The sequence below is a fragment of the Synechococcus sp. OH30 genome, assembly GCF_047462175.1.
In the GTDB taxonomy this organism is placed as follows: Bacteria; Cyanobacteriota; Cyanobacteriia; order Thermostichales; family Thermostichaceae; genus Thermostichus.
In genome coordinates, this window is sequence record NZ_JANSIP010000002.1 from 137,941 (window position 1) to 152,096 (window position 14,156).

Annotated in this window: 16 protein-coding genes; 8 read left to right on the top strand and 8 right to left on the bottom strand. The window is 60.8% G+C overall.

What is annotated here, in order from left to right; translation table 11 throughout:
- Positions 1–11 precede the first annotated feature (11 nt).
- From NW830_RS03495 to radC, 3 genes are read left to right on the top strand one after another with little or no spacing between them, the layout of a single operon-like run.
- Entirely contained in the window at positions 12–1,073 is a 1,062-nt protein-coding gene (locus NW830_RS03495; protein WP_414361142.1) for a CIA30 family protein, read from the top strand.
- Positions 1,066–2,772, top strand: coding sequence for an ArnT family glycosyltransferase (locus NW830_RS03500; RefSeq protein WP_414361140.1), 1,707 nt, complete (start codon positions 1,066–1,068; stop codon positions 2,770–2,772). The genes NW830_RS03495 and NW830_RS03500 overlap by 8 nt, the downstream gene beginning before the upstream one ends.
- Positions 2,773–2,779: 7 nt before the next feature.
- Positions 2,780–3,511, top strand: coding sequence for a RadC family protein (gene radC, locus NW830_RS03505; protein WP_414361138.1), 732 nt, complete (start codon positions 2,780–2,782; stop codon positions 3,509–3,511).
- 34 nt (positions 3,512–3,545) lie between these two features.
- On the opposite strand, the gene fmt is transcribed toward radC, so the two are convergent.
- The 3 genes from fmt to cbiD are packed head-to-tail and all read right to left on the bottom strand — an operon-like array spanning position 3,546 to position 6,460.
- Positions 3,546–4,514: a methionyl-tRNA formyltransferase gene (gene fmt / locus NW830_RS03510; protein ID WP_414361136.1), complete on the bottom strand. Its 969-nt coding sequence runs from the start codon at positions 4,512–4,514 to the stop codon at positions 3,546–3,548.
- 25 nt (positions 4,515–4,539) lie between these two features.
- A complete protein-coding gene (locus tag NW830_RS03515; RefSeq protein ID WP_414361134.1) occupies positions 4,540–5,244 on the bottom strand; it encodes a hypothetical protein in 705 nt (234 codons plus the stop codon).
- Between the two features lie 37 nt (positions 5,245–5,281).
- A complete protein-coding gene (cbiD, locus tag NW830_RS03520; RefSeq protein ID WP_414361133.1) occupies positions 5,282–6,460 on the bottom strand; it encodes a cobalt-precorrin-5B (C(1))-methyltransferase CbiD in 1,179 nt (392 codons plus the stop codon).
- A gap of 92 nt (positions 6,461–6,552) precedes the next feature.
- On the opposite strand from cbiD, the gene NW830_RS03525 reads away from it, so the two are divergent.
- Entirely contained in the window at positions 6,553–6,906 is a 354-nt protein-coding gene (locus tag NW830_RS03525; RefSeq protein ID WP_414361131.1) for a hypothetical protein, read from the top strand.
- Here the strand turns inward: NW830_RS03525 and def are convergent.
- The 4 genes from def to NW830_RS03545 form a co-directional block, all read right to left on the bottom strand.
- A complete protein-coding gene (gene def / locus NW830_RS03530) occupies positions 6,903–7,499 on the bottom strand; it encodes a peptide deformylase (RefSeq protein WP_414361130.1) in 597 nt (198 codons plus the stop codon). The genes NW830_RS03525 and def overlap by 4 nt on opposite strands.
- A gap of 99 nt (positions 7,500–7,598) precedes the next feature.
- Positions 7,599–7,898, bottom strand: a complete 300-nt coding sequence (locus NW830_RS03535; RefSeq protein ID WP_414361128.1) for a DUF3593 domain-containing protein — start codon at positions 7,896–7,898, stop codon at positions 7,599–7,601.
- The gene (locus NW830_RS03540; RefSeq protein WP_414361126.1) at positions 7,898–8,200 is read right to left on the bottom strand and encodes a DUF2499 domain-containing protein; all 303 of its coding nucleotides are present in this window, start codon (positions 8,198–8,200) and stop codon (positions 7,898–7,900) included. The genes NW830_RS03535 and NW830_RS03540 overlap by 1 nt, the downstream gene beginning before the upstream one ends.
- Before the next feature lie 6 nt (positions 8,201–8,206).
- Complete coding sequence (locus NW830_RS03545; protein WP_414361125.1) at positions 8,207–8,383, bottom strand: NblA/ycf18 family protein; 177 nt, start codon at positions 8,381–8,383, stop codon at positions 8,207–8,209.
- Between the two features lie 358 nt (positions 8,384–8,741).
- Here NW830_RS03545 and NW830_RS03550 point away from each other — a divergent pair, with 358 nt between their 5' ends.
- On the top strand, positions 8,742–8,993 hold the full coding sequence (locus tag NW830_RS03550) for an RNA recognition motif domain-containing protein (RefSeq protein ID WP_414361123.1): 252 nt from the start codon (positions 8,742–8,744) through the stop codon (positions 8,991–8,993).
- A gap of 71 nt (positions 8,994–9,064) precedes the next feature.
- Positions 9,065–10,369 carry a metallophosphoesterase family protein gene (locus NW830_RS03555; protein WP_414361121.1) on the top strand — a complete coding sequence of 435 codons (1,305 nt, stop codon included), beginning with the start codon at positions 9,065–9,067 and terminating at the stop codon, positions 10,367–10,369.
- Between the two features lie 226 nt (positions 10,370–10,595).
- On the opposite strand, the gene speA is transcribed toward NW830_RS03555, so the two are convergent.
- Positions 10,596–12,521: a biosynthetic arginine decarboxylase gene (gene speA / locus NW830_RS03560; protein WP_414361119.1), complete on the bottom strand. Its 1,926-nt coding sequence runs from the start codon at positions 12,519–12,521 to the stop codon at positions 10,596–10,598.
- Between the two features lie 309 nt (positions 12,522–12,830).
- Here speA and NW830_RS03565 point away from each other — a divergent pair, with 309 nt between their 5' ends.
- Both NW830_RS03565 and NW830_RS03570 read left to right on the top strand, forming a co-directional pair.
- Positions 12,831–13,529 carry a phosphate ABC transporter substrate-binding protein PstS gene (locus NW830_RS03565; RefSeq protein ID WP_414361117.1) on the top strand — a complete coding sequence of 233 codons (699 nt, stop codon included), beginning with the start codon at positions 12,831–12,833 and terminating at the stop codon, positions 13,527–13,529.
- Positions 13,507–13,911 carry a hypothetical protein gene (locus NW830_RS03570; protein WP_414361115.1) on the top strand — a complete coding sequence of 135 codons (405 nt, stop codon included), beginning with the start codon at positions 13,507–13,509 and terminating at the stop codon, positions 13,909–13,911. The genes NW830_RS03565 and NW830_RS03570 overlap by 23 nt, the downstream gene beginning before the upstream one ends.
- The last annotated feature ends 245 nt before the right edge of the window (positions 13,912–14,156 follow it).

Below are 14,156 nucleotides of genomic sequence, written 5' to 3' on the forward strand. Positions count from 1 at the left end.
GTAGCTAAACCATGACCTGGGATCTGGGGCGGTTTTGGAACACCCTCACCTACTACGAGGTGCTCCCCTTTGCTAACTTCTGGCGCTGGCTGCAGAATAGCTTTCCAAGCCCAGCCGCTTACTTTATGCCTCCTTCTCTAACGCCCGCTACTTCCCTTCCCTTGCTGCTTTTGGGCAATGGCCTGCCTGAGGGTTTGGCAGAGGCGCTGCGCCAGCAAGGGGCGGAGGTGGGGCAGAGCCAGGACGGGGTGACGGCCAGGGTGATCCTAGGGCTGGGGGATCCGGAGACGGCCAAGGCCCGCCTGGAGCAGCTGCGCCGCAGCGGCCAAACAGAACAGCTGCTCTTTGACTTCCGCCAGCCCGATCCCCAGCTGAACCAGTTCTGGGGCATCCTCGACGATGTGGTGATGGGCGGGGTGAGTCAAAGCCAACTGCTCTGGGGGGAGGGTGAGCTGCTGTTTACAGGCCAGGTTTCCACGGCCAACTTCGGCGGCTTTGTTTCCACGCGCACCCGCAATTGGCAGCCGCCTCTGGATGCGTCGGAGTTTGCCGGGCTGGAGCTGCGGCTACGGGGCGATGGACAGCGCTACAAGGTTCTGCTGCGGGATCAAGGGGGCTGGGACAGCCCGGCCTACGGCTACGCCTTCGACACCACTCCAGGGGAGGAGCAGACTGTCCAGGTTCCTTTTGCCGAGATGGTGCCCACCTTTCGCGCCCGCCGGGTTGCCGCTCCCCCTTTGAATACCCGCCAGATCTATTCGCTGCAACTGATGCTGAGCAAGTTTGAAGCGGACGGCAGTCCCAACCCCCGTTTTCGGCCTGGGCCGTTTCGGCTGGGCGTGCGTTGGATCGGGCTCTATCGCCAGAAGCCGCTGCCGCAACTGATTGGGGTGGCGCGGGGATCCCTAACTCCCGATTGGGTGGCGGCCCTGCAGGAGAGCTCCAGCCGTTGGTGTGGGGTGGAGATGCCCGCCGAGATCGAGGGATCCACCTTAGCCGCTCACCTACTGCGCCTTTTGCGCTCGCCCGCCAGTGTGGGCCGGGTGGTGCCTCTGGAAGCCTTCCATGGCTAAGCTTCTTGGCGGCCTCCAGGGATCCCTAGGAATGGGGCTTTTGGCCCTCCTATGGCTGGGGGCGGGCCAGGGGATCCCTTACCTGTTTGACTGGGACGAGCTCATTTACGCCAGCTTGGCGCGGCAGATGCTATCCAGCGGCGATCCCCTGGCTTTGCAGATCAACGGCGAGCCCTTCTACGAGAAGCCGCCTCTGTTTTTCTGGCTGCAGGCGTTGGCAATGGCGGCCCTGGGGGTCAACGAAGGGGCAGCGCGGCTACCCAATGCGTTTGCCGGCGGCATCACGGTGGCCCTCTTGGGGGCGTGGGGAGCGCGGCTGCGCGGGGTGGGGTTTGGCTGCCTCTGGGGGATCCTGCTCCTGACGGGCTACCTGCCTTTGTTTTTCTACAAAACCGGCCTCATCGACCCGCTGTTGAATTTGTGCATGGGCGTGGGGCTGGGATCCCTTTGGGCTGCTGACGAGGCCCGTCGCTCCGGCCGCTCCGGGCAGGGGTGGAACGCCCTGGGCGCGCTGGCCTTGGGCCTAGCGGTGTTGGCCAAAGGACCCGTGGGGCTGGTGTTGCCGCTGGGCATCTGGGCCCTCTACAAGCTCTGGCTGGGGGATCCGCCAAGGCGGTGGGGGGAGATGGTAGCCTTCCTTGGCTTAGCGGGGGCTATTCCTCTGGCCTGGCTGGCGCTGGAAGCAGCGGCGCGGGGGCTGCAGTGGCTGGCGGCGTTTTGGCACTACCAGTGGGGTTTGGTGAGTACCCCCAGCGGCCACCCCGGCCCAGTTTACCTGCATCTCCTGGCCTTTGCTCTAGGGTGTTTTCCCTGGGCGGCTCTGGCCTTGGCCGAGATCTTGGCCAGCCTCCATAGGCACAGTAACTCGGCAGCGGCGGATTTAACTCAGCGGGCAGAACGCCTGCTGTTGGTGGCCTTCGGGGTGGTGCTGGCCCTGTTTTCGCTCTTGGTGCAAACCAAGTTGATCCACTACACCTCGCTGCTTTACCCCATTGGGGCCTACTTTGCTGCCCTGCGCCTGCAACGCCTGGGATCAAGAGAGGCTCGACTCAGCGTTTGGGAAGGCGGCTGGATCCTGCTGAGCGGCTTGTTTTGGCTAGCCCTGTGGCTGCTATTGCCCTGGCTGGGATCCCAGGATCCCGTCCTGCTGCTGCCGAGGGTCGAGAAGGGATTGGCGGCTTTGGGGATCCCGCTTGCCGACCTTTTTGAGAGCCTAGCGGGCAGCTTGGCCCTGGGGTATCTGCAGGCCGAGGTAGAATGGCCCTTCTTCACCTATGGCCCTGCTGGGCTCCTGGCGTTGGGGGGACTGGCCTGGATTAGAGCGCGGCACAGCGTTCGGGGATGGGCCATCTTGCTCTTGGCCACCGGACTAAGCGCTCAGTTGGCCTGGAGCTGGGTTTTCCCGCGGGTGTTGCAGCATACCCAGGGGGGATCCATCTACTTTTTCCAGCGGTTTGCCGGCCCAGAACCGGCTCTTTTGGGAAGGGTTGGCCTCTATGGGCTGCGGTCATTTGTACCCTATTTTTATGGCCCGCTGCGGGTGCCCTATGCCGCCAACCTGGAGGAGCTAGCCGCCTGGCAGGTGCCCGACTATCTGGTGACCTGGGATCCCTTTGTAGCTGAGCTAGCAGCAACTTGGCAGGTCGTAGAGCGCCGCCGCCCCTTTTGGCTGTTGAAAAAAACCTCTTCTCTGCCTTAGCCGCAAGATGAGCCAGTACGTGTTGCGTATCAGCGACCTTCCCCTTCAGGATCGCCCGCGCGAGCGACTGCTCAGCCAGGGGGCCAAAAGCCTCTCCCACGCGGAGCTGCTGGCCATTTTGCTCAATACCGGCCAGGGGCCGGGCAAGCTCTCAGCCGTTGGCCTGGCCCAGTTGCTCTTGAAAAAATTGGAAGCCCAGGGGGATCCCTTAGCCCAACTGCGCCAGCTGGAAGCCGGAGAGCTGCTGCAAATTGAGGGCATTGGCCCAGCCAAAGCCGCAACAGTGTTGGCCGCCATCGAGCTGGGGCGGCGGATCTTTTTGGCCCGACCACCCGAGCGGACGGTGATTGAATCGCCAGAACAGGCGGCCATGGCCCTAAGCGGCGACCTGATGTGGGAGACCCAAGAGCACTTTGCCGTCCTGCACTTGGACATCAAACACCGCCTCATTGGCCAGCAGATTGTAACGCGGGGAACCGCCACGGAAACCCTCACCCACCCGCGGGAAACCTTCCGCAGCGCCATCAAGCAAGGAGCCAGCCGCATCCTGGTGGCCCACAACCACCCCTCCGGCAGTTTGGATCCTAGCCCGGAGGATCTTGCCCTGACGCGGCAACTCTTGCAGGCGGGGCAACTGCTGCAGATCCCGGTTTTGGATCACCTCATTCTCGGCGGCGGCCAGTTCCTTAGCCTGCGCCAGCACACCCGCCTGTGGGAGGAGTTTCCCCAGCCGGAGTAGCACCCCCAGCCCCTCTCCCACAGGAAGAGGGGGGCTAGGGATCCGGCAGCACCTCAAAGCGCATGCCCACCCTGAGTTGGCCGCCGTTGACTAAGTCCCAGGCCGACTGTTCTTTCCTGCCGGGCAGTTGGGCCCGCCGGATGAGAAGGGATCCCTCCCCAGTAGCCACATACACCCCTTCTCCTTTGGCCAACCCCACCACTTCTCCGGGGCTACCCTGGGGAAGAGGGTCAGGGGGTGGATGCAACTGGGGAGCGGCAGAGCGGACAATCTTAATCCGTTTTCCCTGCAAGCCGGTAAAACAGTCGGGAGAAAAGGCGCGGATTTGGTTATGCAAGGCCTGGGCTGGGCGCCGCCAATCGAGCTGGAAGTCCTGCTTTTTAAGGAGGGGGGCATAGGTGGCCCGCGAGTCATCCTGGGGGATGGGGGTGATCTCTCCTTTTTCTAGTTTCACCAGGGTTTCCACCAGTAGCTCGGCCCCCAGTTGGGCCAGTTGGGAGGCCAGTTCCAGCCCGGTCTGCTCTGGCCCAATGGGCAGCTTGGCCTGCAGCAAGATGGCTCCCGTATCCAGGCCCTCGTCCATGAGCATGGTGGTGACGCCGGTCTCGGTCTCGCCGTTGGCAATGGCCCACTGGATGGGGGCAGCGCCGCGGTAAGCCGGCAGAAGGGAAGCGTGGACATTGACGCAGCCCAACCTGGGCATCTGCAGCACCGCCGGCGGCAGGATTTGGCCATAGGCCACCACCACAAACACATCGGCAGCCAGCGCCTCTAGCGCCGCCAACACCTCTGGATCCCGCCGCAGCCGGACAGGCTGCCACACCGGGATCCCATTGGCTTGGGCAAGAACCTTAGTGGGCGGCGGGAGTACCTTCTGCCCTCGTCCCTGCGGCCGATCCGGCTGGCAGACCAAGCCCACTACTTCAAAGAGAGACTGCCGCTGCAACAGGAGCTGCAGCGAGGGCAGAGCAAACTCCGGCGTGCCAAAGAAAACAACCCGCATGGCCGACCCCTCTGAGCCCTGCCCTTTAGTCTAGAGGGGTAGGGGAAGGTGGGGAGGGCTCGCCAGTGTCAGGCGCTGGAGAAGGAAAGGGAGAAAGTCTGGCCGGAGGAGCCTGCCAAAAGGCAGGCTGTTTGAGATCGAACTCTTGGCTCCAGGCTGGAAAGAAAGCGCCCAGCTTTTGCCCGGAAAGCCGCAGCCGCTGCACAAAGGCCCATTCCAGGCGGGTCAAGACCCGCCGCACAAAATCCTTGGCCCAAGCCGGATCCGGAACTTCCGCAGCCTGTAAGTTCACCTGTAAGAGGCCCAGCTTAGGATGCAGATGAACACGGGTCTGGATCCCTTCTGGGCGCAGCAGGTAGCTGAGCACGTACTGGATGGCCTCCACATCCCCCTGCTGGGCACGGTACAGAGGGCTATTGGGGTTAGGCGGCGGCTGGTAGCGCCACTCGCGGTGCCACTCCGGGATCCCTTCGTTGGGGGGAAAGCCGAACAGCTCCACCTGGCAGTGCCGGTGGGTCAGCGCCAGTTGCTCCAGGGTTGGCAAGAGGCGCTGCAGCAGCCAATCCGGATTGGGGAGGGGATCCCCCTCTAAACGCAGCAGCAGACGGTGGCCGGAAAGACGCGCCTGGACTTGGAGATAGCCCAGCTCTAGGGAACTCAGGGCTGCCTGTAAGCAAGCCACTATCTCCAGGAGAGCAGGCTGGGAAGAAGCCGCAGAAGCAGTGGCCACTGGTGAGATCCCTGAGTAGCTTTGGATCCAACTTAGCTCAACTCCTAGAGTCGCTGAAAACCGCGAGATTTGAGCTAGAGGGTCTCGGAAACTGAGGCCCAAATCCCTGCCCTACCTGGGCGCAAACTTGCCCCTGCCGATCAAACAACGTTACCGCCAGCTCTAGGGAGCGGCCAGCATACTTTTGCACATAGGCTGTCGCCCGCTCGCGGATCTGGCGGGCCAGCTCCTGCAGCACCGGCTTTGCCCAGCCCAGCTCCTTGAGATACTGCACCGCCGCCTCCACCGTCCTTAGCTCTAGCACCTGCCGCGCCTGTTCAGCTGCTCCCCCGCTGCGGATTAGGGCTGCCGCCAGAATCTCTAGACGAGCATCAGCCACATGGCTGGAGGTGGTGAAGATGCCCCCCGCCAGCTTGATTAGCTTGCCGTGGTAGCCGATTAGATGAACCAACTCCGCCCCCCGCAACCCTGCTTCCACCAGCAGCGGCCCAATCCAGTTGGCCACCAGTAGGATCTGCTCTGCCGGGATCCCTTGTTGCAGCGCCACCTGCTGCCCGTGGCTGCCGACACAAAAGGCCAGATGCCTGTGCTTTTCCAACTTCTGCTGCAATTCGCAGCGGGCCCGCTCCAGGCTCTCGGCAGTGGCAGAAGGCTCCACCTCTGCTCGCGTCCCCAAGAGAGCCAGCCCCTCCAGCACCCCAAAAGCGGCATTCGAGGTGCGTTCTGCCAGTAGCTTGCCTTCCGGCAAGATGATGCGCACCCGTAGGCGATACCCATCCGGGATCCCGGGCAAAAGATTGATCTCAAACAGGCGCCGGGCGTAGGCAGAGATGGCCGGGCTGCCGTCGGCGCGTCGTCCCAGCCCCTCTCCAGCTTCTAGGAGCAAAGGGGAAGCAGTGGGATCTTTTTCCTCCAGAGCCACCCACCCCCAGACCGGTGTATTGCGGGTGAGATCCAGGTGGGGGCCAGGATCCGAGCGGGTGATGGCCAACGCCGTGTCCTCCGACAAAGCCGCCACTTGCTCCACCGGGATCCTGATCCCGGCCGTAGGGGATCCCCCCTCCGGCTCCACCTGCACTGCCACGGCCGGGCAACCGCCCTCCTGCGGCAAGGGAATCTTGAGCAGGTGGTGAAGGGCAGCCTTAGCGGCAGCCACTGCGAACACTGGCAAAGTGTAACCCCCTTGTAGGGAGGGGGGAGGAGGGGAATTCTGCATTTTTGTTCAATCGTTAAATGATCTGGGGAAAGAGAGGGAGGAGCGGACCTTGTCTCTTTCAATGAAAGTAAAGAGTTGAAAGCAGGGCGGCTATGAGCGAAACCTTGCAGCACTATTTTGAGCGTCTGGAGTTGCAAATTCAGGAGCTGAAAGCTGCAATTGAGCGGATGCCAGAGCAGGTGGTTGCTGCCCTCCTGGCGCGGCAGGAGGCCAAAAAAGCTGTACCTGCCTCCTCCTACTACAGCGCTCTCAACTCCGACTTGGTTGGAGATGGAAGCCGTAACCTTTTGCTGGAGGAGGACCCGCCTGTAAGCAACTGCAAGCCAACCTATGATCTTGCCCCTGAGGCCCAGATTCAGCGCTTGAGTGCGCAGCTAACTGCTGCCTATAACCGCATTGCCGCTCTGGAGGAACAGCTCTTAGCGCAGCGCCTGCGGAAATCCTAGCAAGGGTTCAGGGAGGGAGTAACAGCTGGGCTAGCTCTGCGTTGCACATCCTGCATCTGGAAGCCGTGCTTGCGCAGCTCCTGATCCAGCAGCAGTTCGTTTTCCACGTAATCTACGAACAGCACGCCGTTGAGATGATCAATTTCGTGTTGGATGACCCGCGCTAGCAGGTCATCGGCTTGGATTGTGCGGGGCCGCCCGGTTTCATCTTTAAACGACACCACCACTCCCTGCGGCCGCAGAACCTCCCAGAAGACACCTGGAATGCTTAGGCAGCCCTCCTGAGCGGCCACCATCCCGCCAAAGTACTCCCGAATCTCTGGATTAATCAGTACCAGCGGCGGCACCTCTGGCTTATCGGGATAGATGTCCACCACAATCAAGCGCTTGTGAATACCCACCTGCGGCGCCGCTAGACCAATGCCATCAGAACTGTACATGGTCTGCAGCATGTCTCGCGCCAGCTGGCGGATCTCGTCGTTGACTTGACTAATACGCTTGGCTGGTTGCCGCAGCACCTTGTCCCCCATGCGGTAGATGCGCAGCGGTGGGTTTTTGAGTTTAACTTTGGGGACAGAAAGTGTGGCCACCATCAGGCAGGTCTCTTCCAGGGAACTAGGCTAGCTGGTAGCTTCATTCTACACCTGCTTGCAATTGCCCTCCAACTCCAAGGGAGGCCTGAGGGATCACGACTACTCTGGGCTCTTCGGGGATCCCTGAGCGTGCTGGTCAAGGGCTTGCTTGAAGCCCAGAGCCACCAAAATGTTGGAGAGGGTGAGAAAAGCCTCTGCCCCTCCATGGAGGAGATCCACATTGGCTAAAGAAGTACCATAATGCCTCTGGGCGTACAACCCTGCCGGGATGCTGACAGCCACAAAAAGCAGCAGCAGCCAAAAGCCAACCAACGCCAGGCGCGGGATCCGACGCAGCCGCGACAGGAAAAACAAAAAGAGCAAGTAGGGGAACAAAGAGAGGGCAAACAAGCTGTTCATCACTTATCTGCTTGCTCAGCCCGCCAAATGTGGTAGGCTGCCCCTGCCAGCGTACAGTTGCCCAGCAGGGTAAACCCCGCCTGGGCAGTTACTACCCACTCTAACGTGGGGTCATTGTCAAACCAATGCCAGGTAATGGCACACATGGCCCCCACCAGCGCCGGCAGCATCGCCCAGCTTAAACTTCGCCATTCTGGCCGCCCCATTCGCTCCCCAAACTGCCAAACCAAAACAATGGCCGCTAGCCACTCCAAGACGCTAGCCACGTGAATCCACCAGGTAGGCAGCGAAAGGGCATTCATATACCCCTAGGCGTTGAGGAAGTGGCGCAGCAACTGGCGATAGGTAACCTCCTGCAGTAGCATCTGCTTGTGCAGCTTGACCAGGATGTCCTTAGCTTGCTCGGGGCTCATGCGAGCCACCAACATCTCAAAAGCCCGCTGGCGAAATTCTTGCTCCAAGGGAAGACCTGGCGTTTCTTCCATTATCGTCACCTCAAGAGGCTTCGGGGTAGGTGATGTTCCCGCCTTGATCCTGACGGGTAAGGCAGGACAACACATATTTTAACAATCCTCCTTAACAAGCTGCAACAAGATGTCAAGCCCCGGTAGCTAGGCGGGGGAGGAAACTCTTGGAGATCCCAACAACGCTGCAGAAAAAGTCCGGTCCCCCAGAGTTTGACAAGGGTGTATTTTGGATAGGGAAATGCGAAGATTTTTAAGCAGGGATTCCTTTACGTCTTGTTATTTTGGGCAAGCGGGCAAGGCGCCGTGGTAGAAGTGAAGTACCTTGAGCTGGGGCTGCTGCTCTTGCTGACCTGGGCCTTGCTTTGCTTCCATTGCTATGACCATTTTTGTGGGAAACCTAAACTATAAAGCCTCACCTGAAGATCTCAAAGCCTTCTTCCAACAGCGGTGGAACGTTAAGTCGGTTACCATCCCAGTAGACCGAGAAACGGGCCAGACACGTGGCTTTGCATTTGTGGAGTTGGCCACCAAGGCAGAGGAAGAAGAAGCCATTGACGTTGCCAACGGTCAGGAGTTTATGGGTCGGCCCTTACGGCTGGAGTGGGCCCGACCGCGCCGAGAAGCTTAGCTTAGGCAGGGATCGCGGCTTGGGCGTGGAACTTGGCAGCCAGGAGTCGAGGTGAGAGAGGGGCTGCTGAGATGGTGAAGCTGCTGCATCTTTCTGATATCCATTTGGGCGGTGGTTTAGCCCATGGCTCCATCAACCCGGCCACAGGATTGAACACCCGCTTGGAGGATTTTGTGGCTTCCTTACAGCGGTGCATTGACCTTGCCCTCGATCAAGCTGTGGATTTAGTCCTGTTTGGGGGAGATGCTTTTCCTGATGCGACGCCGCCCCCTCGGCACCAAGAACTCTTTGCCCAACAGTTTCGTCGCTTGGCCGATGCCGGCATCCCGACCGTTCTCCTGGTAGGCAACCACGACCAATACGGGCAGGGCCAGGAGGGCAACAGCCTAGCCATCTACCGAGCCCTGGGGGTGGCAGGGTTTGTTGTGGGGGATCGGCTGCAGACCCATTGGATTGAAACTCGCAGTGGCCCGGTTCAGGTAACCACCCTGCCTTGGCTAAACCGCTCCACCCTGCTGGCCCACCAGGAGGCCTGGGGCCTTGACCCTGAAGTGTTGGTCCAGGAGCTTCTGCGGCGCCTGGATTTGGCTCTGGAAGGCGAGACCCGCAGGTTGCAGCCAGGGATCCCAGCGATTTTGCTGGCTCATGTAATGGTGGATACAGCCCGCCACGGGGCCGAGCGGCATCTTTCGCTGGGTAAAGGACTGACGGTGCCCCTGTCGCTGCTGGCGCGGCCGGCCTACCAGTACGTAGCTTTGGGGCATGTCCACTGCCACCAGGTGCTCTGTCGGGAGCCGTTAGTGATCTATCCCGGCAGCATCGAGCGGTTGGACTTCGGCGAGGAAAAGGAGGAAAAAGGCTGTGTATTGGCAGAGGTTACGCCCACGGGGGCCAGCTACGAGTTTTGGCCCTTGCCTACCCGTACCTTTCACACCATTCGCCTTGATCTCACCCCCTATCCCCCCCAGCAGGTGCAGGCCAAGCTGCTGGAGGCTATCGCCAAAGCCCCTGTAGCCGGCTCCATCCTGCGCCTCATCTACCGCCTCCGCCCCGACCAACTGGATTGCCTCGACGAGCGGGCCCTCCACCAGGCTCTTGCCTCTGCCTTTAGCTATACCATTGCCCCGGAGGTGGTCAGCCCTGAGCGCATCCGCTTGCCCGGCTTGGATCCCAACCGACTTGAGCCTCTGACGGCTCTAGAGCAGTATCTGGCTGACCGCAGCGATCTGGCCCCCTTGCGCAACGAGTTGCTAGCGGCCGCTCGTCAGTTGCTATCGGAAGCCTCAGATCCCTTGCTGGAGGGAAATGCCAACGGGGAGGAGCCGGATCCTGCAAGCCTTGCTGAGGGGGAAGAGCAGCAATTGCCCTTGTTTTAACCTTTGCCGCTAGCTGAGGGGTTCTTGCCCAGTGATCCAGATCACTTCGAGAGGGGGGAAAAGGGCAGAGACTGGGACTGGGTTGAAGACGTTGGCAACGACGGCATCAGCTCACTCGCAGGGAACCAAGTAAGACTGGTGGATTGAATGCCGCCAGTCTTTTTTGTCCCTATCATCATCGCTAAAAAAAGGATCCCGGTCCAGAACCGGGATCCCCTGGTCTAACCTAGCGGTGCAAGTAGGTGTAGGCCCGCAGGTTGTCCTCAAAGTGTTGCTGCAGGGCGCGGGCCTGGTCCAGGCTGATCTGCCCCCGCTGCAGGGCGGCTTCGGTGGCGTGGTGCAGGGTTTCCACCAGGTCTTCGCTGTTGTACTGCACCCAGCTCAGCACCTCGGCAATTGTGTCCCCCTTGATGACTTGGGTAACCTGGTAACCGCCGGGACGGGTGCGGACGTGCACGGCGTTGGTGTCCCCAAACAGGTTGTGCAGGTCTCCCAGGATCTCCTGGTAGGCGCCCCCCAGAAACACCCCTAGCAGGTAGGGCTGCCCGTCGGGATCGTGGAGCGGCAAGACCGAGGTGATCTGCCCGTCCTCGCCAAAAAAGCGGTTGATCTTGCCGTCGCTGTCGCAGGTCAAGTCTGCCAAGGTAGCCCATTGGCGCGGCTCCTCGTCCAGACGGTGGATGGGCATGATGGGGAAAACCTGGCCGATGGCCCAGCTATCCGGCAGGGACTGGAAGAGGGAGAAATTGCCGTAGTAGATGCTGGCTAGCATCTCGTCCAGATCCAGGAGATCTACAGCCACCGGCTGGCCTGCCTGGTACTGCTCGTAGGCCAAAGTACAGATCTTGTCGGAACAGTTCCAAAACAGCCGCTCCACCTCAGCCCGCTCCTGCAAGCTGAGGGATCCCTCGATGAACTGGCGCAGGGCGGCCTCTTTGAGCTCCTGGCAGCGACGGTAATCGGCCACTAGGGTCTCGGGCCGAATCTCGTAGTAAAGCTGGTTTAGCTTCCGGATCACCTCTGCATCGGAGGTGAGCTGGGTGGGCATGGGGTAAGGGCTAGCAGCGTTGACATCCTGCACGTCAAAGACCAACACCGACTGGTGGGACATCAGGGCCCGCCCACTTTCAGTAACCAGCACCGGCGGCTGGATCCCGTGTGGCTGCAGGGCACTCAGCACCGTCTGCACCACAGTGGCGGCGTAGTCCTCGATGCTATAGTTCTGGGAAAAATGGCTGGGGGACTGGGAGCCGTCGTAGTCAACCCCTAAGCCGCCGCCGATGTCCAGGTAGCCCATTGGTGCCCCTAGCTTGGCCAGTTCGATGTAGATCTGGCTGGCCTCTCGCACGGCCCGCCCATGCACACTGGCCATTGAGATCTGCGAGCCGATGTGGTAGTGCAGCAGGCGCAGACAGTGCAGCTTGCCAACCTCCCGCAGCCGTTCCACCACCTGCAACATCTCCGTGGCTGTAAGGCCAAACTTGGCCCGATCCCCGGCAGAGGTGCCCCAGCGCCCGCTGCCTTGGGTAGAAAGCTTGGCCCGCACCCCCAGCATGGGATCAATGCCTAGGTGATGAGCAGCCTGCAGCACTAGCTCCAGCTCCTGCAGCCGCTCCAGAACGATAATGGGGGTACGCCCTAGCCGCTGAGCCAAGAGGGCCGTTTCCATAAAATCGCGGTCTTTGTAGCCGTTGCAGATTAACAAAGCCCCAGGCGTATCCAGCAAAGCCAGGGCAATCAACAGCTCCGGCTTGGAGCCCGCCTCCAGGCCAAAGTGGTAGGCGCGACCGTGCTTGACCACCTCTTCCACCAGGTGGCGCTGCTGGTTTACCTTGACCGGGTAGACCCCCCGGTAGACGTTGGGGTAGCCAAAGCGCTCGATGGCCTGCTGAAAGCTCTGGCAAAGCTGCCGCATGCGGTCGGCCACAATCTCGGGAAAGCGAATCAACAGGGGCAACTGCAAACCCCGCGCCACCAGATCCCTCACCAGGTGGTACAGGTCAATGCCCGGTTCCTGCTGCTGTAGGCCCTGTGGGGTCACCTCCACATGACCAGCGGCGTTGATACGGAAGTAGGGCTCCCCCCAGTAGGAGATGCGATAGAGCTTTTCGCTGTCTCGCAGTGTCCAGGGAGAACGAGTCAAAGTTGGCATAGTAGTCCCCCAGATACCGAGATGTGAACAGCGCAGGATTTCTGCACAGAACCCACAATACTATTTCCCTATTTCAGAAGGCGTCAAGATTTTTCCCAAGCAGGGACACCGGATAAGCCTTGAAAATTGCCGCTTCTTGCTTGGGCTCTGTCTTCTGTGGTCTGGGGCTAGAGGCGACCGCCTGGATCCCAGCCAACCCTGCGGCAACTTGCCCCCGCCGGTGCTTCCCAGAACTCAAGAGGACAACCCTTGACAGGACCCTGTGGGCAAGACGGAGGATCGGGGCGGTGAGCTTAGAGTGCCCCAGCCATGGTTCAACCGCCTCGCTGCCGCCGTCGGGAAATGCTGCTGTCGTTGCTGGCCACGGCTGCCGGCCTGAGTGCCTGCCAGCAGGGATCCCGCTCCAGCCAACCCAGCGAGGCTGTCCCTGGTGCTGACAGCCAGTTTGCCGGCAAGACCTTGTTGATCAACGGGGCCGGCGCCACCTTTCCAGGGCCTCTGTATCTGCGCTGGTTTTCCGACTACCGCCAGGTGGATCCCAGAGTCGAAATCAACTCCCAGCCGGTGGGCAGCGCCACCGGCATCCGCCAATTTATCGACCAAACGGTGGACTTTGCCGCCAGCGACGTGGCCATGAGCGATGCCGAAATTGCCGAGGTGAAGTGGGGTGTAGTCATGATTCCAATGACGGCAGGCAGCATTGCCGTGGGCTACCACCTGCCCGGGATCCGCTCCGGCCTCAAGCTGTCCCGCTCGGTGTTGGTGCAGATCTTCCGCGGCCAAATCACCCAGTGGCGGGATCCGCAGATTTTGGCTCTCAACCCTGATTGGGAGATCCCTGACCTGCCCATCACCGTCTGCTACCGCTTTGACGGCAGCGGCACCACCGACACCTTTACCCGCCACCTAGCTGCCATCGACCCCGCTTGGGCTGCTGAGATCGGTGTCGGCATGTCCCTGGAGTGGCCGGTGGGAATTGGGGTACATGAGCGCCCAGATGCTCTATAGCGAAGGGGTGATTGGCTATGGGGAGTCAGTCTATGCCCGCAACCTGAATCTGTCGGTGGCGGCCCTGGAAAACCGCCGCGGCGAGTTTGTGCTCCCCACCCCCCAAGCCTCGGCCTTGGCCCTAAGCGAAATCAAGCTGCCTGAGAACCTGCGGGCCTTTGAGCCGGATCCTGCTGGCGTGGGGGCCTATCCCATCGTCACCTACACCTGGATCCTGACCTACCGCCAGTACCCGAAAGCTGCTGCGGCAGAAGCCCTGCGGGCGGTGCTGCGCTGGGCTCTCACCAAGGGACAAGCGCTGGCTAAAGAGATGGGCTACTTGCCCCTAGCTGAAACCGTTGTAGCCCGCAGCCTAGAGGCGCTGCAGCTCATCCAAAGCTAACTGCCACAGCTGCAGCCATCTGGCTTTTTGACCCCGCAGGTACGGAGATCCGTAATAGGTCGGCTTTTCAACCCCAAGAAATGGGCGGCATTCTCGCCCTGGCGCCGGCAGACAACTCGCTAAGATCAACCCAGGAAATGGCTAAACATTTGCCAGATTTTCGCAAGTTGGCTGGCCAAGCTACCCCAAAAGCGGATGGGCTGGCGGCGGTAACCGAAGTAGTGTACACACAAAGAGGAGAAGAA

Coding starts and splice junctions, on each gene's coding strand:
- NW830_RS03495 (WP_414361142.1), top strand. CDS start 12: ATGACCTGGGATCTGGGGCGGTTTTGGAACACCCTCACCTACTACGAG.
- NW830_RS03500 (WP_414361140.1), top strand. CDS start 1,066: ATGGCTAAGCTTCTTGGCGGCCTCCAGGGATCCCTAGGAATGGGGCTT.
- radC (WP_414361138.1), top strand. CDS start 2,780: ATGAGCCAGTACGTGTTGCGTATCAGCGACCTTCCCCTTCAGGATCGC.
- fmt (WP_414361136.1), bottom strand. CDS start 4,514: ATGCGGGTTGTTTTCTTTGGCACGCCGGAGTTTGCTCTGCCCTCGCTG.
- cbiD (WP_414361133.1), bottom strand. CDS start 6,460: ATGCAGAATTCCCCTCCTCCCCCCTCCCTACAAGGGGGTTACACTTTG.
- NW830_RS03525 (WP_414361131.1), top strand. CDS start 6,553: ATGAGCGAAACCTTGCAGCACTATTTTGAGCGTCTGGAGTTGCAAATT.
- def (WP_414361130.1), bottom strand. CDS start 7,499: ATGGTGGCCACACTTTCTGTCCCCAAAGTTAAACTCAAAAACCCACCG.
- NW830_RS03535 (WP_414361128.1), bottom strand. CDS start 7,898: ATGAACAGCTTGTTTGCCCTCTCTTTGTTCCCCTACTTGCTCTTTTTG.
- NW830_RS03540 (WP_414361126.1), bottom strand. CDS start 8,200: ATGAATGCCCTTTCGCTGCCTACCTGGTGGATTCACGTGGCTAGCGTC.
- NW830_RS03545 (WP_414361125.1), bottom strand. CDS start 8,383: ATGGAAGAAACGCCAGGTCTTCCCTTGGAGCAAGAATTTCGCCAGCGG.
- NW830_RS03550 (WP_414361123.1), top strand. CDS start 8,742: ATGACCATTTTTGTGGGAAACCTAAACTATAAAGCCTCACCTGAAGAT.
- NW830_RS03555 (WP_414361121.1), top strand. CDS start 9,065: ATGGTGAAGCTGCTGCATCTTTCTGATATCCATTTGGGCGGTGGTTTA.
- speA (WP_414361119.1), bottom strand. CDS start 12,521: ATGCCAACTTTGACTCGTTCTCCCTGGACACTGCGAGACAGCGAAAAG.
- NW830_RS03565 (WP_414361117.1), top strand. CDS start 12,831: ATGGTTCAACCGCCTCGCTGCCGCCGTCGGGAAATGCTGCTGTCGTTG.
- NW830_RS03570 (WP_414361115.1), top strand. CDS start 13,507: ATGAGCGCCCAGATGCTCTATAGCGAAGGGGTGATTGGCTATGGGGAG.